The sequence below is a fragment of the Sorangium sp. So ce327 genome, from assembly GCF_051530205.1.
Classification (GTDB): domain Bacteria; phylum Myxococcota_A; class Polyangia; order Polyangiales; family Polyangiaceae; genus Sorangium; species Sorangium cellulosum_B.
The window spans coordinates 1,549,371-1,574,636 of the sequence record NZ_CP150330.1 but is presented as its reverse complement, the minus strand read 5'-3'; the positions used below and the strand labels follow the sequence as shown (position 1 = coordinate 1,574,636).

At 69.9% G+C, this 25,266-nt stretch carries 16 protein-coding genes and 1 pseudogene; 3 read left to right on the top strand and 14 right to left on the bottom strand.

From position 1 onward, the window contains the following. Window positions 1–17 precede the first annotated feature (17 nt). The 6 genes from WME95_RS05825 to WME95_RS05800 all read right to left on the bottom strand — a co-directional run bounded on the left by WME95_RS05825 (window position 18) and on the right by WME95_RS05800 (window position 8,114). Complete coding sequence (locus WME95_RS05825) at window positions 18–1,265, bottom strand: ABC transporter permease (protein ID WP_437907438.1); 1,248 nt, start codon at window positions 1,263–1,265, stop codon at window positions 18–20. Continuing rightward, a complete protein-coding gene (locus tag WME95_RS05820; RefSeq protein ID WP_437907437.1) occupies window positions 1,262–2,488 on the bottom strand; it encodes an ABC transporter permease in 1,227 nt (408 codons plus the stop codon). The genes WME95_RS05825 and WME95_RS05820 overlap by 4 nt, the downstream gene beginning before the upstream one ends. Beyond that, window positions 2,485–3,606, bottom strand: a complete 1,122-nt coding sequence (locus WME95_RS05815) for an efflux RND transporter periplasmic adaptor subunit (RefSeq protein ID WP_437907436.1) — start codon at window positions 3,604–3,606, stop codon at window positions 2,485–2,487. Before WME95_RS05815 ends, WME95_RS05820 begins: the two co-directional genes overlap by 4 nt. Continuing rightward, window positions 3,603–4,397 carry an ABC transporter ATP-binding protein gene (locus tag WME95_RS05810; RefSeq protein ID WP_437907435.1) on the bottom strand — a complete coding sequence of 265 codons (795 nt, stop codon included), beginning with the start codon at window positions 4,395–4,397 and terminating at the stop codon, window positions 3,603–3,605. Before WME95_RS05810 ends, WME95_RS05815 begins: the two co-directional genes overlap by 4 nt. Window positions 4,398–4,633: 236 nt before the next feature. Then, window positions 4,634–5,860: a glycoside hydrolase family 88/105 protein gene (locus WME95_RS05805; RefSeq protein WP_437907434.1), complete on the bottom strand. Its 1,227-nt coding sequence runs from the start codon at window positions 5,858–5,860 to the stop codon at window positions 4,634–4,636. 1 nt (window position 5,861) lies between these two features. Next, entirely contained in the window at window positions 5,862–8,114 is a 2,253-nt protein-coding gene (locus WME95_RS05800; protein ID WP_437907433.1) for a heparinase II/III domain-containing protein, read from the bottom strand. A gap of 535 nt (window positions 8,115–8,649) precedes the next feature. Between WME95_RS05800 and WME95_RS05795 the strand changes: the two genes are divergently transcribed. Then, window positions 8,650–8,967: a hypothetical protein gene (locus WME95_RS05795; protein ID WP_437907432.1), complete on the top strand. Its 318-nt coding sequence runs from the start codon at window positions 8,650–8,652 to the stop codon at window positions 8,965–8,967. 33 nt (window positions 8,968–9,000) lie between these two features. On the opposite strand, the gene WME95_RS05790 is transcribed toward WME95_RS05795, so the two are convergent. From WME95_RS05790 to WME95_RS05775, 4 genes and pseudogenes are all read right to left on the bottom strand, one after another. Continuing rightward, window positions 9,001–11,658, bottom strand: coding sequence for a hypothetical protein (locus tag WME95_RS05790; RefSeq protein WP_437907431.1), 2,658 nt, complete (start codon window positions 11,656–11,658; stop codon window positions 9,001–9,003). Between the two features lie 82 nt (window positions 11,659–11,740). Further along, complete coding sequence (locus WME95_RS05785; protein WP_437910956.1) at window positions 11,741–12,799, bottom strand: glucuronyl esterase domain-containing protein; 1,059 nt, start codon at window positions 12,797–12,799, stop codon at window positions 11,741–11,743. Between the two features lie 399 nt (window positions 12,800–13,198). Then, window positions 13,199–13,423, bottom strand: a pseudogene (locus WME95_RS05780) (cellulose binding domain-containing protein); the annotation flags it as partial. Window positions 13,424–13,814: 391 nt separating this feature from the next. After that, window positions 13,815–14,780 (bottom strand): class I SAM-dependent methyltransferase, encoded by a 966-nt coding sequence (locus WME95_RS05775; protein ID WP_437907430.1) that lies wholly within the window; start codon window positions 14,778–14,780, stop codon window positions 13,815–13,817. A 479-nt stretch (window positions 14,781–15,259) separates the two neighbouring features. Between WME95_RS05775 and WME95_RS05770 the strand changes: the two genes are divergently transcribed. Continuing rightward, the gene (locus WME95_RS05770) at window positions 15,260–17,704 is read left to right on the top strand and encodes an alpha-glucuronidase family glycosyl hydrolase (RefSeq protein ID WP_437907429.1); all 2,445 of its coding nucleotides are present in this window, start codon (window positions 15,260–15,262) and stop codon (window positions 17,702–17,704) included. Window positions 17,705–17,968: 264 nt separating this feature from the next. Then, entirely contained in the window at window positions 17,969–21,559 is a 3,591-nt protein-coding gene (locus tag WME95_RS05765; protein WP_437907428.1) for a hypothetical protein, read from the top strand. Between the two features lie 153 nt (window positions 21,560–21,712). Here the strand turns inward: WME95_RS05765 and WME95_RS05760 are convergent, their stop codons facing one another. From WME95_RS05760 to WME95_RS05745, 4 genes are all read right to left on the bottom strand, one after another. Beyond that, on the bottom strand, window positions 21,713–22,252 hold the full coding sequence (locus WME95_RS05760; protein ID WP_437907427.1) for a hypothetical protein: 540 nt from the start codon (window positions 22,250–22,252) through the stop codon (window positions 21,713–21,715). Window positions 22,253–22,532: 280 nt separating this feature from the next. After that, window positions 22,533–23,096, bottom strand: a complete 564-nt coding sequence (locus WME95_RS05755) for a hypothetical protein (RefSeq protein WP_437893571.1) — start codon at window positions 23,094–23,096, stop codon at window positions 22,533–22,535. Then, a complete protein-coding gene (locus WME95_RS05750; RefSeq protein WP_437907426.1) occupies window positions 23,093–23,860 on the bottom strand; it encodes a hypothetical protein in 768 nt (255 codons plus the stop codon). The genes WME95_RS05755 and WME95_RS05750 overlap by 4 nt, the downstream gene beginning before the upstream one ends. Then, window positions 23,857–24,396, bottom strand: coding sequence for a hypothetical protein (locus WME95_RS05745; RefSeq protein ID WP_437907425.1), 540 nt, complete (start codon window positions 24,394–24,396; stop codon window positions 23,857–23,859). Before WME95_RS05745 ends, WME95_RS05750 begins: the two co-directional genes overlap by 4 nt. Between the last annotated feature and the right edge of the window lie 870 nt (window positions 24,397–25,266).

The window sequence follows — 25,266 nt, the reverse complement described above, 5'->3', positions numbered from 1 at the left end:
AGAGCGGGAAGAGAGCGCTACTCCGAGCGGAGCGCCTCGATCGGGTCGAGCCGCGAGGCGCGCCAGGCGGGGTAGAAGCCGAAGACCACGCCGATCGTGACCGAGAGGCCGAGGCCGAGGAAGAGCGACCAGGGCTCGACCTGGAACGCCCAGCGGCCGATCACCTGCGCGAGAAGCGCGCTGGCGAGCCAGGAGAGGGCGAGCCCCGAGAGCACGCCGAGCACGCCGCCGAGCAGCGAGACGGCCGCCGCCTCGCACAGGAACTGCAGCAGGATCGCGCGCGGCGAGGCCCCGACCGCGCGGCGGATGCCGATCTCCCGCGTCCGCTCGGTCACGGTCACCAGCATGATGTTCATGATGTTGATGCCCCCCACGATCAGCGCGACAACGCCGGTGCTGAGCAGCAGCATCTTGATGATGTCGAGGACGAGCCGCTCCTGGCTGTGGCTGTCCTTGTCCTCGATCCTGAAGTTTTTGACCCCGTGATGGCGGCGCAGGAGCGTCGCGTCGATGACGCCGCGGAGCGCGGCGAGCGGCGTCCGGACCGTGACGAGCGGATCCTGCCGGACGTACAGGCGGTCGGTCCTGTGCGACGGCGCGTAGAGCGCGTCGTAGGTGGTCTCCGGGACGAGGACCTTGCGGTTCCAGATGCTCGTGTCGTCCGTGGAGCTGAAGCTCGACCGGTCCTGGAGCACGCCGACGACCGTCCACACGTGGCCGTCGGCCGTCATGTGGAGGGGCTCGGCCTGCCCGACCCGCGCCGGAGGGCCGCCGAAGAGCTCGGCCCAGACCTCGTGGCCGACGACACACACGCGCCGCCGCGCCGCGAGATCCGCCTCGGCGAGGAACCGGCCCGCCGCGAGCTCCAGGTCGTAGAGGGCCGGCGCCGCCGGCACGGCGCTGACGAGGGAGATCCGCTTCTTCTTGGCGCCGGCCCGGGCCTCGGTCGGGCGCACCGACTCGCTCAGGGTCGAGGCGCCGCCGAGGGCGCGCGACGCGGCGAGCGCGCGGGCGTCGTCCCGAGAGAGATCGCGCCGGGTGCGGCGCCGGTCGTTCACGCTCACCTCGGCGGGGTGGACCTGGATGAGGTCGGCCTCCACGGCCTGCTCGCTCGCCCGGAGGAGCGCCTCCTCGCCGCCCGCGAGGAGCGAGGCGAGCAGCACGATCGAGCCGGTGCCGATGATGATGCCGAGCAGCGTGAGCGCGGCGCGCGTCCGGTCGGCGACCACGGCGCGCGTCGAGTGGAGGAGATCGTCGAGCCTCATCGCCGCATCGCCGCCACGGGGTCGAGCCGGCCCGCGCGCTGGGCCGGCAGCCACCCGAAGACAACGCCCACGCCGGAGGAGACGAGCAGCGCCGCGACCACCGCCGGCGTGGAGACCGCGCCGACCCAGCTCGGCGTGAAGCGGCGGATGATCAATGAGGCGAGCTCGGCCGCGGCGGCGCCGCCGGCGACCCCGAGCAGGCCGCCGAAGCCCGAGAGCAGCGCCGCCTCGGCCAGGAACTGCGCGCTGATGTCGCGCGGCGACGCCCCGAGCGCCTTGCGGATGCCGATCTCGCGCACGCGCTCGGACACGCTCACGAGCATCATGTTCATCACGCCCACGCCGCCGATGAGCAGCGCGACGCCCGCGATGAGGCCGACGATCGCCTTCATCGTGGACAACATGGCCTCGAATTTCTCCATGATGCCGCTGAAATCGAGGAGGGTGAAGTCGTCGACGCCGTGGTGGCGATCGACGAGGAGCGCGTTGACGATGCGCTTCACCGGATCGTTGTTGCGGACGTCATCGGTCTTGATGACGAGCAGCGCCGAGGCGCTCACCGCCTTCTCGACGTCCGCCGCCGTGTCGAGCGGGGCGACGAGCAGGTCGACCCAGCTGAAGCCGAAGTTGACGCCCATCCGATCGGCGTCGGCCAGCACGCCGATGACCCGGCAGCGCAGGGCCCCGACCGTCACCCACCGGCCGATCGGATCGCCGCGCCAGAGCCGCGCCGCGAGCTTCGGGCCGGCGACGCAGACCCGGGCCCGGCGGCGGTCCTCCTCGTCGGTGAACGTCCGGCCGCGCGCGACGGGCATCCGGAAGGCGGCGAGGAAGCCGCTGTCGGCCGCGACGAAGTCGGTGCGATCCTCCTTGCCCTCGTCGGAGGTGACGTCGCGCGAGCCGAGCATGGCGTACATCGTGTGCTCGGCGACGTGAGGGACGCCGCGCGCGAGCCGATCGCGATCCCGGCGGGTGAAGCCGGTGACGTACATCGTCTTCTTCCGCTCGGCGCGCTCCGGCGCCTTCGGGACGACGAGGATGAGCCGCGCCCCGCCGAGCTGCTCGATGCCGCGGGCCATCGTGAGCAGGCCGCCCTCCGCGAGCGAGGTCATGAGCACGATGGCGAAGGCCCCGAGCGTGATGCTGAGGACGGTCAGGAGCGACCGCAGCTTGTGCGCCGAGAGGGCCTTCGCGGCGATCGCGAGGTAGGCGGACCACCTCACATCTTCGTCTCGTTCGCGGCCGCCGAGGGCGGGTTGATGAGCACGCGGGCCCCCTCCGGGACGCCGTTCACGATCTCGACGTCGCGATCGTTGCGCGCGCCGAGCGCGACCTCGACCTTCTCGGTCGTCTGCTTGCCGTCGGGGCCGTCGACCACGCGCGTGACGAGCTGCTTGCCGCCCTCGTCGGCGACGGCCTCGATGGGCAGCGAGACCACGCCCGGCCTGCTGTCGAGCCGGATGCGCACGTCGGCGGTCATGCCGGGCTTGATGAGGCCGTCGATCTGGGTGAGCTCGGCCTCGACCGGGAAGACGTCGACCTCGCGGCCCTCGAGCTTCACCGAGGCGGGCGCGATCTTGGTGACCCTGGCGGCGTACGTCTTGCCGGGCAAGGCGTCGAGCGTCAGGGTCGCCGTCTGGCCGAGCGCGACCTTGGCCACGTCGATCTGGTTGAGGTCCACCTTGACCACGAGCGTCGAGAGATCGGCCACGGTGAGCAGCGCCTTGCCGTTGAAGGTCGACTGCACGCCCGGCGTGACGACCTCGCCGGGCTCGATGTTGCGCTGGATGACGGTGCCGTCGAGGGGCGAGGCGATCTTCGTGTACCGGAGCTGGTCCCTGGCGGCGCTGAGCGCGACCTCGGCGAGCCGGATGGCGACGGTCTTCTCGGTGAGGTCGTGCTTGGCCACGTCGAGCTCCTGCGCGGGGACGACGCTGGCCTCGACGCCGGCGGTCCGCTGCGCGACCACGCGCTTGGCGAAGCCCGCGGCGGCCCTGGCCCGGGCGAGCTCGGCCTCGGCGCGGGCGACCTCGCGCTCGTAGTCGGTCGGGTCGAGCACGAGCAGCAGCTCGTCCTTCCGGACCCGGGCGCCCTCGTCCGCGAGCACCTCGGCGACCTGGCCCGCGACCTTGGACTTGAGCTCGACCTGCTCGCGGGCCTCGATGCGCCCGGTCTCGAGGATCTCGACGGCGAGGTCGCCGCGCTTCGCGGTCACGACGAGCGCGGGGTCGATGGGCGCGGGGCCGCCGCCGGCCTTCGCGAGGACGGCGGCGCCGCCCCCGGCGAGCGCCAGCGCGCCGACGAGCCACGGCCAGAGGCGCCGCTTGCGCCGGGCGCTCACGAGAGGCCTCCAGGAGGGGACGACGACGGTCCAGGAACCGACGACGGCGGTCCAGGAACCGGCGACGACGGTCCAGGAACCGGCGACGAGACGTCCACGCGCCGGCCGCGGGGGCCGGTGTCCTCGACGATGGCGCCGTCCCTGAAGGTGACGACGCGGGTGGCGTAGTCGGCGATCGAGCGGTCGTGGGTCACGACGACGACCGTCATCCCCTGCGCGTGCAGCGCGCAGAAGAGCTCCATGACCTGCCCGGTGGTGGCGGAGTCGAGCGCGCCGGTCGGCTCGTCCGCGAGGAGGAGCGGCGGCTCGTTGACGATCGCGCGGGCGATCGCCACGCGCTGCTGCTGGCCGCCGGACAGCTGGTTCGGCAGGTGGTGCGCCCGGTCCTCGAGGCCGACGCGCGCGAGCGCCCGCGCGGCCCGCGCCCGCCGGTCGGACGGCCGGACGCCGGCGTAGACCATGGGCAGCTCGACGTTCGCGAGGGCGGTGTCGCGCGGAAGGAGGTTGAACGACTGGAAGACGAACCCGATCTTGCGGTTGCGGAGCTGCGCCAGCTCGACCTCGTCGAGCTCCTCGACCGGCTCGTCGTCGAGGAGGTAACGGCCGCCGGTGGGGCGGTCGAGCGTGCCGATGACGTTCAGGGTCGTCGATTTGCCCGACCCCGAGGCGCCCATGATGGCGACCATCTCGCCCCGCGAGAGCTCCAGGGAGACGCCGCGGAGCGCCTGCACCTCCACCTCGCCCATCCAGTAGACCTTGGTGATCGCGTCGAGCTTCACGAGTGCAGACATGAGGGTCCTCGGCGGTGGCCTGCGCCATCCACAGGGACGGCCGCGACCCGCGCGAGCCCGGTTCGCCTGACCCGCGCGTGACGCACCAGGGTGCGCCGCTCTCGTCGCTCCGGCCATCGCGTCGCGAAGGCCGGCGGACGCGCTGAGGCGTAGGCGAAGCGCAGCAGCAAGGCAACCGCGGCGCAGGAGCGCGGCGGTCGCGCGCCGAGGCCACGGCGAGCGTGGCGCTGGCGGCGCTACAGCCCGGACGTTTCGACGAGCGCCAGGATCACGGCCCCGACGCCGTACGAGAGATCGTCGCGGAGCTCGACCGCCGCGTAATCCTCGAGCTTTCCCACCGTCGTGGGCCCGGAGATTCCGGTCACCACCGGCCGCCCGGAGCCGTCCTCCTCGATGCGCGAGCGCACGCCCGCCATGGCGCGGTCGATCGCGGGGCGCACCGAGGCGTCGAGGAAGCCGTGGCGCAGCCCGCGCGCGAGCCCGGCGGCGAAGAGGGCCGTCGCGCTCGTCTCCAGGTAGATCTCGCCCGGGCGGTTCATGAGGGTCCACCACAGGCCGCTGTCCTGGTCCTGCGCGCCCAGGACCGCCGCGACCTGCCGCTCGAGCGCCACGGCGACGGCGTCGTCGCGCTCGCCGCGCGCCGCGCGCACGCGGAGGTACTCGTACCCGGCCGCCGTGACCCAGCCGTTGCCGCGCGCCCAGTACACGTCCGGATCCTGCGGCGCCGCCCAGTCGTACGCGTGCCGGAAGAGCCCGGGCTCGTCCTGGAGGAGTGACGCGAAGATCTGGAATTGATTCGAGAATTCGTCGAGCGGACGCGCCTCGCCCGAGCGCTCGCCGGCGCGGACGAGCACATTGCCGAACATGAACAGGGAGTCGATCCAGAGGGTGGGCTCGAACAGCGGCGACACGCCGAGGTGATTGATGCCGCCCTGCTCCGTCCGGCGGGCTTCCTCGTAGAGGTAGCGGAGCACGTCGTCGACGACCTTCGCATAGGGGGCCGCGCACGATTCCTCGTGGAGCGCGAGCGCGGCCATGGCCGGCGGGCAGCGGTCGCTTGTCGTGATCTCGTAGCCGTACTCGATGTGGCGGTCGAGGTAGCGCCGGTAGTAGTCCCGGTACGGGGAGCGCTGCGTGACGCGGTACAGCTCGACGAGCGAGAGCATGACCGTGCCCTCGCCCCAGTCCCACGGCAGCGACTCCGCCGGGTGCTCGGCGATCCAGCGGTCGGCGATGGCGCGCGCCAGCGTGATGCTCTCCGAGTCGGGTGCGCGCTCGCGCGCGAACGCGTCCTCCGCCGACGGTGACGTCGGCGTGCACTCCGCCCCGGAGCTGCCGGGCTGCCCGGCGCCCGGCTCCCCCGCGCACCCGCCGGCCGCAGCGGCGCACGCGGCGGCAGCGACGAGCAGCGCGCGGAGGCGCGACGACCGACGCGACAGGTGAGGGCGCGCTCTCGGGGGCATCTCACTCCTCCACGGCGAGGCTGGTGGCGTCGGGCGCGGTGACGCGGGGGCTCCCGTCGAGGAGCACCCTGGTCCCCCTCGCCATCAGCGCGAACGGCCGGTCGCCCTCGATCCGCAGCACGACGAGCTCCGCGTCGGTCTCGAGGACCTGCCCCCCAGGCAGCGCCAGCGTCTCCGGGGCTCCCTTGCTCCGCAGCACCGCGACGTCGGTCCCTCCTTCGCTCTCGATCTGCCACGCGACGACGCCGGGCTCCGCCGCGATCGGCGCCGCCTGGAGCGGCGCGTCGGGGCCCGCGTCCACGCCGACCTTGTAGGGCAGGAGCACCGCCAGGAACCCCGGCGCCTCGGCCTCCACCGTGGCGTCGATGACCGCGTGGTCGGCGGCCTTGCGGTCCTCCTCGAACTCGTGGACGTGGGGCACCGTGAGCGGCGTGTACGGCGGCTCCACGACGGCGAGCCCCGGCGACGTCGACTGCACGCGCGCCTCGACGCCCGCCCGCGCCCGCTCCCATCGGCCGCCGTCGGGGAGGAGCTCGAAGGTGCCTCCGGACGTGAGCCCCGCGTAGCCGTGCAGCCGCCACGCGTGCGCTCGGGCCGCGGGGTGCGACGTCGAGAGGCGGTCGCCGACCACGAAGTAGCGGCCGTCGATGAAGGCCACCGATCGCTCGACGTGCGTGTCCTGGTAGTCCTGGTGCGCCTCCGCGTAGTCGACGGCGTCGCCGTCGTGGGTGTTCCGGAGAAACGCGTCCGCGTCGCCGAAATCGTTGAAGAGCCCCTTGTCGGGCGCGGATCGGCCGTCGATGAGGATCACGTTGTGCGACGGCGACTGGCTGGTCTTGGCGTTGTCGAGCGAATCGGGCTTGTAGTAGCCGGCGTCGATCAACAGGTACTCTCCGTAGGCCGCGAGGGAGAACGACGTGCCGTCCACGTGGTCGTGGATCGCCTTGCGCGCCGAGCCGTGCTCCGCGAGCAGCAGGAGCCAGCGCGCGTCGTCGCCCCAGTCCGAGCGGAACACCGCGTGGCCGGTGTCAGGGAAGAAGCGCGTGAGGAAGCGCGGCGCCTCGGGAGCCACTGCGTCGTCGACGTAGAGCAGGTGATGGGCGATGAGGTCGGCGCCGAACTCCATGGCCCGGGGGTCGCGGTTCTGCTCCCAGTCCCACAGGTACTCCCCGCTCCCGCCGAAAGAAGTGAGCAGCGGGCTCCCGTTGAACGGGGTGAAGACGCCGTCGTCGACCGGGGGCCGGCTGCCCCAGGGGAGGCGCAGCGAGAGCGACCAGTCGACGGCCTTCGTGAAGAGCCCGCCGCGCAGCGGGACCTCCAGCGCGCCCTGCTCGCCGTCGACGCAGCCGTGTCCGGTCCACGGGTCCTCGTCGGAGCGGGTACGGCAGTCGCGGGTGAAGGCCACCTCGCCCTCGAGCGCGTTGTCGAGGGCGATGAAGAACGCCGCCGTCGGGCCCCAGGCGAAGCCGGAGTAATACGGGCCCTCGGACGCCCCGCCGTCGGGCTGCACGTACTGGCCGTCCGGACTCCAGAGGTAATCGAGCTCCGAGATCGACCAGTTCCACCAGATCGCGGCCGCCGGATGCTCGGGGAACGCGAGCGCCACATAACCGAGCGCGTCGGCGGTCCGGATCGGGTGGTTGTTCTGCGCGGGGCGCAGCAGGAGATCTCGATAGAAATCCTGCTCGAGGTACTTGGCGAAAAACTGACCGGTGATGTCGGTGATCTTTCTCTCGGCCTCGGCGGACTCCTCGTCGGGGAACCACGGCGTGGCGCTCAGGAGGTCCCACGTGTTCGTGTACCCCATGAGGATCCTCGCCATCCGGATGTTCATGTCGAGGACCGTGTTCGTGTCCCAGTCGGTCTCCAGGCGGCGCAGGAACTCGCGCGCCTTGTCGGCCGCCGCCCGGTCCTCGAAGGCCCAGGCGAGGAGGGCATTCGCCTGCGCGGTCGAGGCGTTGTTGCCGTTCGTCTTGTGGTCCCATGAAGCGGGGTCGGGCTCCTCCTCGTAGGCGCGGTCGGCGCGGCGCTTCAGGGTGGCGAGGATCGAGGCGTAGGGCTCGCGATCGACGCGCGAGCGCAGGAGGTCGCGGTGCTCCGGGCGCGCGAGGAGCCGCGGATGGACGCCGGTGTCCCGCGGCTCGCTCGGCCCGGGGGCGTCCGTGCCGCATCCCGCGGCCGCGAGCGCGGCGCACGCGAGCGCCGGAGCGAGAGTGGGAAGGGAGAGAGGAAAGCCGTGAGACCGTGATTTCATGGAAGGGATGGGGCTAGGGCTCAGAGGGACGAGCTGGTGCGTGAGGCGCAGCGTATCAGCTCGTCCCGGCCTGGAGCCGCCCGAGTTCTCGCTGCCGTGGGGCCGATCACCACGTGTCCACGATGGGCAGTCTCGGCAGCCACCGACACGCCGGAAGATCCGACCAGAGCGGAGAGAACAACACTGGCGACATGCGGTCGCGAGCGGAATGCGGGAGAGGAGGAACCTTCTGTGAGCCCGCCAGGATCAGCCCGGCAGGCGCCTCTGAGGGGCGTGTCCTGCGAGCTGAGCCGTGCCTGTTGCGATGGCCTGGCGCGGGCTGCGTCGAGCGCGCTCGCGGCCTTCTCGGCGTGAGGGGGCGCGATCGCGCAGGGTGGTGCGATCCTGCGCGGGCGTCTGCCTGCTCTTGCAGGACGCGACGAGCGGGGTGGAGCGACCGCGCCGCTCGCGCAGACCCCTCGACACAGGGGCTCTCGCTGCGCGGTCTCCCGCTTGCATTGCCCGGCCCCGGTGGGGGGAGTCGAGGAGGTTTGATATGGCGACCGAGCAGAAGCAGGGAATGGGCGCGCAGGGGCAGCAGGGCGCTGGCCTACAGGAGGGCCGCAGCGAGAGCAGCGTGATCCCCGACAAGGACTACAACCTGGTCAGCGTGCTCTACCATACGCTCAAGGGCGCGCAGACCCACTCCCAGTACATCCAGGACGCGAAGCAGCAGGGTGATCAAGAGCTCGCCTCCTTCTTCAGCGAGGTCCGGCAGGAGGAGCTGCAGCGCGCGGAGCGCGCGAAGCAGCTCCTCGGACAGCGGCTGAGCGGAGGGCGCCCGGGCCAGGGAGGGGCCCGAGGGAGCGCGTAGAGCCCACGGGGCTCCGGGCGCCCTGACGGACCATCAATCGGCGATAACCTGATTTCGGCCAACGAAATCGACGTACGGATACAACGCCGAGCGCAGGTTATCCACCTGAACACCGGAGTTGATACCGCTGATTTCCCAGCCGTTCCACTTGGACGGGTTCCGGGTCGTCGCGTTCAGGAACAGCGGCACCTCCAGCAACGACTCCACGACGCCGGTCGTGGACATCTTGTCAAAATCGACGAGGACCGGAGCGGTATTGTCCGTCAGGTTCTTCACCCAGACACGCGCAGCGCCGAAATCACCGCCCGCGACGCCGTCGATGTCGCGGTTCGGGTCGACCTGCACCTGAATTTCGTACCACTTGCCCGAAGCCGGCGCGAAGTTGGTCGCCTTGTACAGCTCGCCGCTGTCCCGCGACCCCCGGAGGCGCAGCTGCCCCTGCTCGAACTGGACAAGGAACCCGACGTAGTTGTTCGGGGTGAGGCCATTGCTCGCGCTGGTGGCCGTGTTGACAGGAGCAAAGTAAACGCCTGTGGTGCCGTACAGCTGGCCGGAATAAACCGTCAGGTCGCTCGCGTCGTGGTCGGTCAGCTCGGTCTCCCACCAGGCGCTGGCCGCGCTCGCTCCCGTCGGACGAACCGCGAGCGTCGAGGTGTTGCCCGTACCGTACGGCGCAGAAGCCGTGAGCTGCCCCGGCCCGCCGGAGGCCGGCCCCTTCCACACCAGCTGCGGAACGACCTGGCTGTCCATGGCGACGCCAGACTGATAATGGTCGAAATTGTCATTCATCTGCGGCACGTAGTACCCCATCGAGAGGTCATCCACGGCGTTGCCGTCGCCGTAGGCCGCCACGATGAACCCGTTGAAATTCGAGGGGTTCCTGTTCACGCCCAGGACGAGCGGCACGTACAGCACCCGCTCGATCACGCCGGTCGTATTGAGATTGTCGAAGACGACGCGCGTGAAACCCTTCTGCCCGTCCGTCACGTTGCGAACGTACAGTGAGCCAAGGCCAGTGCCCACCGTGGGGTTGACGACCATCTTCACCTCGAGCCATTTGCCCATCGTGGCGGGGATGTTGACGGCTTGATAGACATCTCCGCCGTCATAGCCGGAGCGAAGACGGAGCGCCCCCCAGGCCATGGAAACGGTCGGCCCCTGGTAGGCAGGGAGGGCGTAGCCCGTCGGGCTCCCGCCGGCCACGTTGATCGGCTCGAACGCGACCCCTGAGATGGCATTGTAGAGGAGACCCGAGTAGACGACCTTCTCCGTGCTGCTGAAGCTCGGCCCATCGAACGCGGACCAGGCTACCTTGCCGTTGTAGCCGCCCGTGGAGACGATGCTCTGCTCGGAGACGTTCCCGCTTCCCGGCGGCGAGCCGATCGCGAACTTGTCCGGGTTCGCCCCCGTCCAGCTGTTCGCGCCCTGGTTGTTCATCGCGTTGCCAAAGACGTGCTGCTCGTAGTCCTCGCGATCCATGGTGCAGGCCTCATACTGAAGGCGCACGTGGTCGTGGTAAGCGACGTCCGGCGACTGGGAGGGCAACGCCGCCACATGAGACCAGTCGGCGTGCTGCGTGGTGGTGTTCATGTTGCTCACCAGCACATCGACGCGGCCCCCCCTCTGAACGCCGGACCACTCGATGCCGGCGTTCTTGTTGGTCGCCAGGGTGAGGGTGCGCAGCTCGCCGTCCCGCGCGAACACGTCGTCCAGCGCCTGCCACGCGTCGGCCATGTCGGCGGTGAACGCGAGCGTCGCGGTGACGACGTTGCCATACGTCTGATAGTAGTAGGTGGTCGCCCCCGACTGGTTGACGTTGACCTCCCACGTCCTGAACCCGTCCGCCCCGCGGAGCCGGTAGTGCTGGACCTGCGCGACGTTGTCCGTCGGCAGGAGGACCTGCGACTGAGGCACGCCATAGTTCGGCTTGTTGACGAAGTCGGCGATATAGGGAATCAACTGATGACCGTTCGGAAGGTGCCGAGCCGCCACGCTCACCGTCTCGAGCCCCTGCCAGAAGATCGCGGAGATCTGGGTGGGCGCCGGTCCGCCGACATAGGGCACGCCGTTGATCGAGGAGGCGACGTGCAGCGCCGCTTGGCTCGAGCTGTACGCCACCGGCATCGCGACATTGATGCCTGACGTATAGTAGATATTCTCTCGATCAATCTTGTACTGCTCACCGACGTTCCAGGGCCACGCGCCGGACGTATCGACGCTCATCCCAGGGTAGTAGCCGTAGTTGCCCACATACGCGCCCGAGATATCCGCGTCCGGGTCCGTTCGAACGCGGTCGACGTTGTCGAGGAGCAGGTCGTATTGCGTCTGGGTGTCCCCCTCGATGTCCATCAACAGGTAATCGAGCGCATAGCCGTTGCTGCTGATCCAATCGAGCGCAGGGTCGAGCTTCGCCAGGCCCCACCCCCTGGTCTCGAGCCCCGTGGGGACCCCGGCCAGGGTGTTGCTGATGATCACGTCGTCGTAGTCGCCCCGCTCTGCCCACCCCACCGCGGCGATGTCTCCCCCGTTCTGGACAATCTCGGCGTTGGTCGGCTCGAACGCCTGCCAGCTCGTGAAGTAGCCCTCGGCTTGCGCCATCGCGGTCGAGCCGCTCTCGAGCACGCCGAGCAGCGCGCCTCCCACGACGATCACCCAATGCAGCGCTGTTCTGTTCTTACCGTGTGTTCGCATCTGAGACACCTTCTTCATGGCGTTCTGGTAACGGCCCCGAGACGCATCTCGGCCATGGGCAGGCGTGGTCGGGCGCAGGGGGTTACTGGAGGGTCGGCGCCGTCCACTTCATCCACCTGGCCAGATCGGCCGTCGCCCCGTCGCCCTTGAGCAGGTTGGTGTCCGCGGTGCCGCCGCCGACAAGGAACTTCCTTACGTACGCCTCGAGGGCTGCCCTCTGCGAGGACGGGAACGCGCAGTGGGAATGGCCGGTGGTCTGCCAGTAGCCCATCTTGTCCTGCACCCCCAGCCCCTTCCAGATCTGCTGGGCGATGGACCCCGCCGTGAAGGTGCTGTTGATGCCGAGCCAGTCGATCCTGTTGTCGATGACGAGCAGCGCGCGCGGCGCGACGAGGCCCATGACCATGTGATGATCGAAGGGCAAGGACGTCACCCGGTTGCCGAAGGTCGAGCCGAAGTTCGCGCGGAACCACGGCTGCTCGTTGGCCGCGTTCGACAGCGTCTGCACGTTCTCCCCGGCGTTGGCGCCCGCCTGCGAGACGCGCCAGCTCGCCGAGCCCCCGGCGCCCGACTCCTGGGGGATCGTCAGCACGATGCGCTCGTCGAACGCGCCCACCGTGAGCGCGCCCTTGCCGTTGCGCGAGCAACCCGTCACGGCGATGCGCTTCGGGTCGATGTTGGCCCCCGGGGTCTTCTCCAGCGCGTCGATGATCCGGCTCACGCCCCAGGCCCACGCGATCATCGAGCTGGCCGAGTGGTTGCTGCCGTAGAGGTTGTAGAACGTGCCCGTCCCGCGCGAGCCGGCGCCGCTCTGGGCGCCCATCGCGTTGTTGTCGAAGGTCGCCATAGCGACGCCGTTCTGCGTGAACACGCTGGTGTCGAGGTTGTTACCGCCGATGCCGATGACGAGCGGGATCGGACCAGCGGGCGCGCCGGAGGGCCGGCTGATGTTGATGGAGAAGGAGGCGCTCTTCCCTGCATCGTTGACGTTGACCGTCAGCCTGTTCGCCGAGAACTGCCCCGTGACATTGTCCTTGGACACCACGGGCTTCGATCCGGACTCATACGTCTCGACCTGCGACTTGATCTCCGCGCGCCGGCACGCCCACTCCGACTTCTTCGTGATGCGTGAGCCGCTCAAGCTCAGGAACGGATCGTGATGCGTGTCGAACACCGGGAGAGACGAGGCGGCGGGCAACGTCGGCTTGGGGCAGCTCGCGCCGCTGTCCTCGACCGCGCCCGTGCTCCCGCCCGACCCGCCGGAGCCGCCAGAGCCACCGGATCCGCCGGAGCCGCCCGCACCGGAGCCGCCCGCACCGCCAGAGCCGCCTGCCCCACCCGCCCCCGAGCTGCTGCTCGACGACGAGCTCGCGCTGCTCGACGACGCGCTGCTGCTCGACGACGAGCTGCTGCTCGACGACGAGCTCGCGCTGCTGCTCGACGAGGAGGACGCGCCCGTGCCGACGATCGTGCCTCCGCTGCCGGTGACCGACGCGACGGCGGGCCGCCCGCTGCCGTTTGCGCAGAACCCCCACTCCACCCAACCTTTCTCCTTGATGGCTGCGTTGTGGGTCACGCTCGTGGCGGTGAACTGCCCGTTCGAGGACACCGAGGTCACGTTCCACGCGTTGGCCAGCGTCGAGCCGTTGAGCCGGACGACCACGTTCCAGCCGGTGGTGGCCGGGGAGCGGGACTTGTTCGTCACCCTGACGTTCGCGCAGTAGCCGTTCCCCCAGTCCGACTGAATCGCGACATCCGCCGACATCGAGCCGTCAGCGCTGTCCAGGGCGCCGTCCAGCGTGTCGAGATCCTCTTCCTCGATGGGCTCCACGGCGCACGCAAGCAGACCGAACGCGAACGCAGCGGAGATGCAGCCAAGCAAGCGAGTCATACGCATAAGATGCTCCAGGATCGGAACGACTGAGTCGCGGGCGTCTGCTCAAGGTGGATACGTGCACCAGCGAGACGCCTGCGAACCCTCTCGTTCAATTGGTAGAGCTCAGTATTCCCGGCCAGCGTGCATCTGATCATGAGCGAGTGCTCCTGGCAGCGATCTCCCCCCGAGTCGGTCCTCCGGATCGTGCCGCCGTCGCTCAGGCCGCCTGGGCGTGCGCCATCGTCGCCCTCGTCGAGCTACGCCGCTCCGAGGCCGGGCGTCACGCCGGCTTGCGCCCCGACACCAGATAGAACGTCACTCCGCACGCCCCGACGAGCGTGCGCGCGAGCGCGGCCTGCTTCCACGCGCGGGCCTCCTGCATGGCGATCGCCCACAGCCGCTCGAACTGCGCCGGATCGCCGCCGCCGGCCAGATACCAGGCGTGGGCCTGGTCGCGGGTGCCGCCCGTTCCGAGCCAGATGCCGCCGTCGATCCACGCCAGCACCTGGCGCAGCTCCGCGCGCTCCGCGGGCGTCTCGTACGGCGGGATCAGCGCGGCGCACTTGTCCGACTGGCACACGTGGAGATCGCCGAGCCCTGCCTCGCGGAAGAGCCCCGGCAGCCGCTCGCCCACGGAGCTGTCCCCCTGTCCCAGCGCGCGCTTGCCGTCCTGGCAGGTTGCCTCGAGCTCGAGCAGCGCGAGCCGGTCGGCGCGCGACAGGCCGGGCGCGGTGACCAGGGCGGTGGCCTTCTCGGCGAAGTTGTTCGGCTCGACCGCCAGCAGGAGGCCGCCGGGGCGCAGGACACGGCGCATCTCGCGCAGCACCCGCAGCGGGTCGGCGACGTGCATCAGGACCGTCTGGCACGTGGCGAGGTCGACGCTCGCGTCGGGCAGCGGGAGCGCCTCGGCAAGGCCCTCCCGGTACGACGTGCGCGCCGCCACCCCGCACGCCTCGGCCTCGGCGGCGGCGCGCGCGACGAACGACGGTTCACGATCGACGCCCACCAGGGTGGCGTCGCCGTGGAGCACGGGCAGGAGGGTGCGCCCCCAGTGCCCGACGCCGCAGCCGACATCGACCGCCGCGCGCACCTCGCCGAGCCGGAGCCGGCGGGCGATGAGCTCGACGAAATCACGGTTCCACCAGGTGTCGCGCCAGTCGCCCTCGAAGCCGACGAGCCAGCTGTAGTCGCTGGCCTCGAAGGCGGGCGGCGGCGGAGGAGCCGAGGGATCAGCGGCGCTGGACACCGCGATGGCATACCACGGCCGGCCCCCTGTGCCCTGACCTACAGAGGTGGTGACGCCGGCGGAGCTGGAGGTTGCGCATCGGGTCCGCCGCCTCCTCCGCCTGTCGAGTCGTCGCCGCTGCTCACCGCGCACGCAAGGCACCTCGATCACGGTGATTGGCAGCTTCAGTCCGCATTCCTGACGTTTCTGGTCGGACCCCGCCAGAAATGCAGGAACGCTGAATACTTCGCGCACGACCGCACGAGAAGCGACCTCTGACGAGCTGGGCAAGGCATGGCGGAGCCGCGGTGCGTTGCAGTCTTGCACGGCGCGTTTAGCGCTTGACGGGCGTCGAGATCCACCCTCGAGATCCGCGAATCGGTTGGTTCACCCTCTTTCCCAAGCCACCCTCCATGGAAAGGCTGATTCAGATGGCGCCTCCTTCGGAAAACAAGATGCCACGTCGCGCGGGCCGGCCGCCCCCTCGACGGCCTCATTCGATGAAGATCCTGAGGGTACCGCTCCTCGTTGTCGGGCTCTTGAGCGCGGCGCTCGCGGGCGCCTGCTCCTCGAGCGGCACCGATGAGCCGAACGAGGTGACCGGCAGCGGCGGCTCCAGCGCGGCGGGGAGCCCCAGCGGGGCCACCGGCACGGGCGGCGGCGCGAGCAGCGGCGCGAACACCGGCACGGGCGGCGGCGCATCGGTCGGTCAGGGCGGCATGGACACGACAGCATCGACAGGGAGCACGGGCGGGATGTCGGGCTCCGACGAGGAGTACCCCGCGCCGGGCGCCCTGCCGGACGAGACGGGCGCAGACCTCTGGCTCAGGTACCCGAAGGTGCCGATTCCGGGGCGCCTCGCGGAGTATCAGGCGGCCTTCAAGCGCGTGGTCAAGTCGGGGACCGGCGCGAGCCTCGACATCGCCGAGGCCGAGCTCGTCAAAGGGCTGAGCGGGTTGACGGGCGGAACGGTCGGGACCGGCGCGGCCGTCGACGGAGCGGGCGCCGTGGTGATCGGGACGGCCACCGCGGACGTCATCAAGGGCCTGCCGCTCGCGGCGCGCCTCGGCGCCCTGGGCCCCGAGGGCTACCTCGTCGAGGCCGCCGACGTCGGAGGCCAACGGGTGATCGCCGTGGCCGGCAACACCGAGGTGGGCGTGCTCTATGGCGCCTTCGCGCTCCTGCGGCACGTCCAGAGCCACAGCGCCCTCGACAAGCTGTCGCTCACCGGCTCTCCGAAGATCGGCCATCGCATCCTGAACCACTGGGACAACCTCGATCGCACCGTGGAGCGCGGCTACGCGGGCCGCTCCATCTGGGACTGGAGCGCGCTGCCCGGCACGCTCTCTCCCCGTTACAAGGACTACGCGAGGGCCAACGCCTCCATCGGCATCAACGGGACGGTGCTGACCAACGTGAACGCCAACGCGCAGGTCCTGACTCCATCGTACCTTACGAAGGTCAAGGCGCTCGCCGACGTCTTCCGCCCTTATGGCATCAAGGTCTACCTCACGGCGCGATTCAGCGCGCCGGTCGAGATCGGCAACCTGAGCACGGCCGATCCGACCAACGCCAGCGTCAAGCAATGGTGGACGAACAAGGTCAACGAGATCTACCAGCAGATCCCCGACTTCGGTGGTTTCCTCGTGAAGGCGAACTCCGAGGGGCAGCCAGGGCCGCAGGACTACGGGCGGACCCACGCCGACGGCGCCAACATGCTCGCCGACGCCCTCGCGCCGCACGACGGCATCGTGATATGGCGCGCCTTCGTCTACTCCGACACCAGCCCGCCGGACCGCATCAAGCAGGCCTACGAGGAGTTCAAGCCTCTGGACGGCAAATTCAAGAGCAACGTCCTCGTGCAGGCCAAGAACGGCCCGCTCGATTTCCAGCCCCGGGAGCCGTTCCATCCGCTGTTCGGGGCCATGCCGAAGACGCCCCTCGCCCTCGAGCTCCAGATCACGAAGGAGTACCTCGGCGAGGACACGCACCTCGCCTACCTCGGCCCGCTCTACGAGGAGGTCCTCAAGGCGGACACCTACGCGGGCGGCGAGGGCTCGACCGTGGCGCGGGTCATCGACGGCACGCTCCACAAGTACACGACCACCGCGATCTCGGGCGTCGCCAACGTGGGTGACGACACGAACTGGACCGGATCGCAGATGAACCAGGCGAACTGGTACGTGTTCGGACGCCTGGCGTGGAACCCGGACCTCTCCTCGGAGGCCATCGCAGAGGAGTGGGTGCGGCAGACCTTCTCGAACGACCCCGTCGTCGTCGAGCCGGTCGTTCAGATCATGATGGAGTCACGCGAGGCGCTCGTCGATTACATGACGCCCCTCGGCCTTGTCCACATCATGGGCAACGACCATCACTACGGGCCAGGGCCATGGCTGAACAGCCTGAGCCGCGTCGAGTGGAACCCGGTCTACTACCACAAGGCGGACGCGAACGGGATCGGCTTCAACCGCACCTCGGCGGGCAGCAACGCTGTTGGCCAGTACGCCGCGCAGGTGGGACAGAAGTTCGGGAGCCGGGACACGGTGTCGGACGATCTCGTGCTCTTCTTCCACCACGTCGGCTGGCAAGACAAGCTGAAGTCGGGGAGGACGGTCTGGGAGGAGCTCGTCCATCGTTACAGCCAGGGCGTCGATGAAGTGGGCGTGATGCGAGAGACATGGAAGTCCGTCGAGGGCCGTATCGATGCCAAGCGCTTCGGTGACGTGAGCGACTTCCTCGAGATCCAGCACTACGAGGCGCGCTGGTGGCGCGACGCGTGCCTCGCCTACTTCGGCTCGGTGTCGAAGCTCCAGGTCCCGAGCGGCTATGCCCCCCTGGCGAACACGCTGAGCTTCTACCAGGGGCTCCGCTGCCCGTCCGACCCAAAGAAGCCCCGCTGCTCGCAGGTCTATACGGGGAATCCGTCCCCGGCCATTCTCCAGTGAGAGCGCAGTGAGAGCGGCGGGCCAGCTCGGTCTGGCCCGCCGCCTGGCGGCGGTCTTCACGCCCCTCCCCCCGTCAAGCGCGCAGCGTCCTCCGGGTCTTGCTGACTCGGCGATCTGGCCAGGTCACAACACCGGAGTCGTCGCATGACCTCGTCGTGGTGCGCGATCGACGTGAACGCTCACACGCTGTTACCGTCCTGCTGGCTCATCCATCGAAGGACGGCGGGGTGCGCGTCGGCTGCCAAGGCCGTCAGGAGGTGCGTCGTGACGCTGACTTCGAGTCAAGCATTGTTGCTGTTGATGGCGGGGTGCGCCTCGGCGTGCAGCGCGCCTGGACCGCAGGCGGCGGGGAATGGTCCTGCCGGGCGCCCCGCGGAGCGCGCGCTCCGGCCGAGCGGCGCCGCGCCGGTCGAGCTCGGGCGGATCGTGAGCAGGGCGCGGGCGAGCTTTCGATCCACGCGACAAGGGCTCTCCGCCGAGGGCGCCGCCCACCGGATCGACCTCGAGGGCGGCGCGGCGCGGATCCGCGCGAAGCCCTCGGCGAGGGCGGCACGCAGGGGGCGGGCGAGGCAGCTCCAGGCGCTCGCCGAGGCGCGCACTGCCGCCGAGCTGACGGCGCGCCGCCGCGCGCTCCGCGGGCCTCTCGTCGAGGGCGCGCCCGGCGAGCTCCAGCCGGGGAGCGCGCTCACGCTCACGACGCGATCGATCGCCCGCGCCGGCCACGAGTGCGTGAACGGCGAGGGCCGCGTGCGCATGGCGGCGGACGGCGGCGCGGAGCGCGCGTTCGGGACCTGCAGCGAGCTGTGGAAGAACCACGAGGCGAACGCCGAGCAGGCGTTCCGGTTCCCCGAGCGGCCCGGGGGGCGCGGCGATCTCGTCGTGCGCGTGAGCGCCCGGCTCGGCGCCGCGGACGCCGCGCCCTCGGTCGCGAGCGACGCCCGCGGCCTCGTCCTCGGCGCCGCGCCGGGGCAGCGGTTCGTGTACGGCCACGGCACGTGGATCGACGCGTCGGGCCGCCGTGTCCCGGTGCCCGCCCGCTGGGCGGACGGCCACATCGAGCTGCGCGTGCCCGCCTCGGTCGTCGAGGAGAGCGGCTATCCGGCGCTGCTCGATCCGGAGGTGGGCCCGGAGATCGGGACGGAGCCGCCCGTGCCCGTCCAGCACGACGTCGGGTTCGATCCGGAGATCGCGACCGACGGGACGGGCTACGTCGTGGTCTTCGAGGATCTGTCGCGCATCCGCGCGGTCCGCGTCGGCGCGCGCGGGGACGTGCTCGATCTCGACTGGCTGGATCTGGGCGAGGAGTCCGCCGGTCAGTACCTGCCCAGCGTGGCGTACGGCGGAGGCCGCTACCTCGTCACCTGGAGCCAGTACGGCGACGACGCCCGGATCACCATCCGCGGCCGCGTGATGCGACCCGACGGCACGCTCGAAGGGCCGGCGAGCTTCGCGATCTCGACGTCGGACGAGGGCGTGTATCCCTCGGTCGAGTGGAACGGGGCGCGCTTCGTGGCCGCCTGGCTCAGCCTCGCCGACGATGGGGCCGACGACGTCCGCGCGACCCTCGTCGACCCGAGCGGCAGCGCCGTTCCCGGCGCCGAGCGCGCCCTCTCCACGAGCGGCCGCGCGTCGCGCCCGGCGGTCGGCGCCGGGGCGGACGTCTCCGTCGTGGCCTGGGACGAGGACGTCGGCGGCGGCGCGCGCGCCATCCGTGCGACGCGGGTGGCCAGCGATGGGACGGCGCTCGACGCCGGGGGCGTTCCGATCTCGGAGGGTCCGGGCAACACGCGGCTGGCCGCGCTCGCCTCCGGCGGGGCGAGCTTCCTGGCCACGTGGGTACGGGACGATCCCACGAGCACGATCCGGGGCGCGGTGCTGCGCGCAGACGGCACGATCGCGGCAAGGGACTTCCCGATCTCGCGGCCGAGCCCGGGCACCGGGGCCCCCACCGCGGCGTTCGACGGCAGCAGCTATCTCGTGGCCTGGGCCGACGAGCGGGACGGTCGCTCGATGTACGGGGCCCGCGTCTCGGCCGAGGGCGTCGTGCAGGGGACCGACGACGTGAGGCTCGCGGACGGGTCGCCTCGCTCCATCTGGGATTCGGATCGGAGCTCGCTCGCGTGGAACGGCTCGCGCTTCCTGCTCGCGTTCCAGGGCCACGGCATCGAGGGCAGCCTGATCGGCCCGGATCTCGCGCTGGCCGCGGGCCGGCTCGGGCTCAGCCCCCTGCCGAACAAGCAGGGCGCCCCGCGCGTCGCCTGGACCGGCGAGAGCTACCTCGTCGCCTGGACCGACGAGCCGGACCCGGACCGGGAGCGGATGACCGCGCGCGCGGTGCGCGTGAGCGCGGCAGGCGAGGTCGTCGATCCGGTCGGGATCGAGCTCGCGAGCAGCGCCTTCGCGATCGATCTGGCCTCGAACGGCGGCGGCGCGTCGGTGCTGACCTGGAGCGCGCTCGGCGCCGGTGGGGATCACCTGCGGCGGGTGTCGAGCGACGGCGCGCTCGGGGAGAGCGTCGCCGTCTCGTCGCTCCACCTGTCGGCGACGCCGTCGGTCGCCGGCAACGGCGACGGCTATCTGGTGACCTTCGTTGAGAGGACCGCGGAGGAGCCCTTCGTGTACACCGCGTCCGGCCGCCTGCTCGGCGCTTCGGGGAGCGCTGGCCCGGTGTTCCCCATCGTGCCCTCGGTCGGGCCGGAGTCGCACGCGATGCCGCTCCACGCCGGGCGGGACTACCTGGTGGCCTACGTGAAGGCGGGCCTGCATCTCGTCCCCGTGAGCCGCACGGGAGGCGTCGGGGAGGGCTTCCTGCTGTCGAGCGCACCGGCCGCCATCGCCGGGGCGACGGACGGCACGGACACGCTCGTTGTCTGGACGGAGTCCGCAGGTAGCTGGCCGGAGGGCGGTGAGGGGCCGGTGCACGGTCGAATCTACGGCACGGGCGGCTGGCGGGGTGAAGCGTTCCTGATCTCGCCGACGAGCGCCGGTCATGCGGCGGCCGTGGCCTGGGACGGCGCGAGCTACCAGGTGGTGTGGGAAGAGGCGGAGACGCACCGGCTCCGGATCCGCGCCGTGGCCCCCGATGGGACGCCGGGCATGGAGGCGCTGCTCGTCGATGACGAGTGCAATGCGCCGATGCTGGCCCGCGGCGAGGATGGCCGGTTCCTCCTGAGCTATGACAAGCTCGGCCCTGCTGCGCGCACGCGGCGCGTCGTCTCGCGGCTGCTCAGCTGGGAGCCCTCACCCGGGCTGGCCGCAGCCGGCGGCGCGGGTGGAAGCGGCGGCGCAGGGCTCGGTACGGACGGAGGCGGCAGCGTGGAGCCCGGCGCGGGCGGGAGCGGCGGTGCGGAGCCGGGGGTTGGCGGAAACGGCGGTGCGGAGCCGGGCGCGGGCGGCCGAGCAGAGAATGGCGGGGGCGGCGGCACCTCCAGCGTGGCCGCCGGCAGCAGCAGAATGGATGGGACGGACGACACAAGCAACGACGCACAATGCAGCGCTCACGGCGCTGGCAGCAGGTCCGCGTACATCGGGCTCACCGTCGCCCTGTTCGGTCTCGCCCTCATTGCACGACGGCGGGAGGTTCCGGTACCGGAGCAGGGGCGCCGTCGTTCTGCGCCCCCTTCTCGAACGCACGCATCAGGTTGTCCTCGGACGCCACCTCTCCATCGTCATCGCCGGCAGGGCGATTCCCTTCGTGTTTCGAGCATTCGGCGCTGCGCGCGGCGCAGGCACGGGCCGGCCTGTGTCCACCCCGCCGAAGAGAATCTTCTCTTGGCGTCCTTGGTGTCTTGGCGGTTTATTTCTCGCTTGATCAACGTGATCGCTATTCTAGGGCAAAGCCCCTGGACCCGGTGATCGCTTCCGAGGTGCGAGCCGCCTGAGCTATCCCCGGCGAGTATCGCCGCGGACGCGCCGTCGTCGAGGGGGCGCCGCCGAGCTTGCCTCGAGCGCCTCGACGGCGAAGCGCCCGAGTTCGGCCACGCGGGCGGCATCCACCCAGGGGAACAGCTACGGATCCACCCAAGTCCACACGACCGAGAAGAGGCACACGTAGATTGTCGCCTGGCCCATCGACACCCCGTCCATGTCCACATCCGGCACCACCTCGTTCCCGAGTTCCGGCGGGATCAGCTGGTAACCGGGGTACGTGGCCTCGATCTCCCCAGCGATCTCGCGCGCCACCGGCTCCTCCTCCGGGATGCCGGCGAGGTGGATCCCGTAGTATGGCCCGAGCAGGGACACGTGGAAACTGAGCGCCGCATCATCGGTGAGCCAGATGCGGGCCGAGTACGCCGGTTCGACCCACCCCGCCAACAGGCTGAGCGACTCGTTCTGAAGGCTGCATCGCTCCCCCAGCCTGTCGATCATGACCTTCCACCTTGGGTACTCCGCTTGCCCTCGTTTTGCGGCTTCCACTAGGCGACGGCGCTCCTCCGTGTCCTCGTAGACGAGCTCGTCGGGGGGCACATGGATGCGCGTGATTTTATGCACACCGCGCGGGTAGAAGCGGTAAACAACGTCGAGGAGCTCGGAGCGAGTTATCATCATGGACTGGTCACCTTGGCGCCGAGTCTCTTGTACTTGGACTTGAACGCAGCGTCCGCCGCGCGGTGAAACCTATCGCAGAAGGATCACATAGAATCACGTAGTGTCGTTCAGAAAGTCCGAAAGCTTATCCGGACACCCATCCCTGGAGCAGATGATCCCTGCCGAGGAGCGAGCCGCCTGAGCTCCCCACGGCGCATAGCGCCGCCGAGCTCACCTCGAGCGCCTCGCCGTCCGTGCGACCGAATGCGGTCACGTGGACGGCGGCCGCCCGGGGCTGTGGTTACGGATCCACCCAAGTCCAGACGTCCGAGAAGAGGCACACGTAGATCGTCGCCTCGCCCATCATCACCCCGTCCATCGCCACATCCGGCACCACCTCGTTCCCGAGCTCCGGCGGGATCGGCTGGTAACCGGGGTACGTGGCCTCGATCTCTTCTGCGACCGCCGCCGGTATCTCGTCGGGCTCGCCCCTGCTGTGGATTCCATAATAAGGCCCGAGAAGGCTCACGTGGAAGCTGAGCGAAGCCCTGCTGCTGAGCGAAGGAGCGGGCTCGAAGTCCTTGGGGCGATAGATGCGGGCCGAGTACGCCGGGTCGATCCCCCCCGCAAACAGGTTGAGCGACTCGTTTTGAAGGCCGTATCGTTCGTACATACGGTGGATCATCGCTTCCCACCTCGGGTACTCCGCTCGCCCGCGGTTTGCGGCTTCCACCAGGCGGCCGTGCTCCTCCGTGTCCTCGTAGACGGGCTCGCCCGGAGGCACATAGATGCGCATGATTTGTTGCACACCCCGCGGGTAGAATCGGTAGATAACGTCGAGCAGCTCGGAGCGAGTTGTCTTCATGGACTCGTCACCGACGCGCCGAGTAGCGGGTACTTGGACTTGAACGCGGCTTTTGCCTGAGTGGCAAATCTTGTGCAAAAGATCCCTGGCGGCAGGTTGTAGTCCATGACGTTGGCAACATCCTCCGTGATCTCTTCGCTGAGGCTGGCTGCACGAAGTGGATCGATTTTCCCCATAAACTCAGTCCGGATCGGCATTTTGATGGTAACAGCGCAGGACCACTCGGTGGTGCCGCCTGAAAATACGTGCTTGAAATTCAGGTTTGTCTTGGCCTGTTGCCACCCGCCCGCCTTCCCCCGGCCGTCATCCTCGACAATGGTAACAAACGTAAAGAACGACGAATCGAAATCTACCCAGAGAAAGTGGGCCATTCCAGGCTTCGGACACTTCGGGCTGCATGCACCGCTACAGCTCAAGAAGGTCGCTCCGGCTCCCGCTACATCGCCGGCTCCGGGGCACTGGTCTCGCGGGCTCTCCGGGCGGTATGTCGTTGGGGTCTCCGAGCTGTCGCTCGGTCTCTCCTCTTCGTCTTCAAGCTCCCACTCGTTGCACGCGATCTTTCGCTCGCCGCCGCCTTGGGGGTCGGCCCCGAAGTCACCGGATGCGGAGGAGGTGAAGACGGGGCGTGGCTCGGAGCCCGGACCGGCCCCTGCACCCGAAGTTCCTTCCCCGACAGGATAGCAGTCGCCGAACGTCATGCTGCACGCCGCCAGCGCCCAAACCGCGATGACCAAGATCAATAATAGAAGTTTTCTCGCGTTCATTTCTCACTCCATCGAAGCACAGGACCAGCAACAACGACGACGGACACATAGCCCGGGAGCACCAGACTGCCCCGACCGACCCAATCCACGTTGACGCTCACCGACACCCCCAGCGGTCCGGCGACGTACGCGTTGGTCTGCGCGTGGCCGCCTACGGCCAAGCCACCGACCTGGCCGCACAAGGTGACGCCGCACGCCGGCATGAGGTAGAACGCGACAGACGGTCCCGTGCTGACGTTGCCGTCCTTCCACGCGTACCCGATGTCAACCGAGGTCTGGTTGTAGATCCCGAGCCCGTCCTCCTGGATCGGGGGTAGGATCGTGCACAGGTCGTGCACCGTGAACAGGATGTCTCGCTGGATGGGCCAAGATATGCCCGCGTGCGGCCCCACTGCGAGGCGCGGAACGGTACCGGCCTGGAGCCACCCGAGGCTCACACCAGCGCTCAGCTCGGAGGCCTCTCCTTGCGTCGGTACGACGACGAGCAGCGGGATGACCAGGATCGCCCATGGGATCCGCCGCCTTCTTGTGCCCATCGTCCCCTTCCCGTCTTCCGCAACTCGTGAGCAACGTGCCGACGCGGGGCATTCTTCTGATCAGAGGATCGGCGTCAAACGGAATCTAGGCGAGCACACTGCACTGGCCAGGGGTCGTACCGTCCAGAGCGTGCGCCGGCGAGCAGCTACCCGCGCGGCGCCAGCGCGTGTCGACGTGCTGGCGCCAGCTGCCTGGCCGCTCCGCCGCGGGTCCGCGCGACAGGCCACGCGCCCCGCGCTGCACGATGTCGGCTGCAAGCCCGACCCAGCGCGGCACCGTGCCCAGGCAGCGGTGACCGCGCGCCGTGACGCCCACGCGCGTGGCACCATGCGACGTCGCTCGCGCGGCCGCGCTGCCGCGAGCGCGGCGCCTGGCGATGGCCTGCACGGTCAACGATGACGACGCGCTAGCGCTCACGCGCCTGGAGCCGCACGACGTTGCTCGCGCGTCTGCGCCGCCCGCGAGCGCCACGCATCGCGGCGGCATTGGCGGGGAGCCACGAGACCGGCTACGGATGGCCCGATGGGGCTCCGCAGGCACCGCAGCCCGGATGGTCCCGCAGCCCTCGCCACTGCTCGAGGGCGTCGCCGCTGTTGCCCCGGCCGGCGGGTCTCTCGGCGTCGTCGAGTTGCCGAGCCGCGACTACGCCGATCACCTCGCGCAGGCGATGCAGATCGCCCAGGAGCGCCATCACCTCCATCACACCGCACGCGGTACACCGGCGAGCGGGGCCGGAGAACGGACGGATCAAGAGCTCGACCATACCGCTGCGCAGCCGCGGTCTTCGGTCGATGGCGCCCGCGGCGACAAGGGCGGCCGCACCGCGCCTCACGATTCTGCAGTGCCGCGACCACGCGCTGCTTGGACGC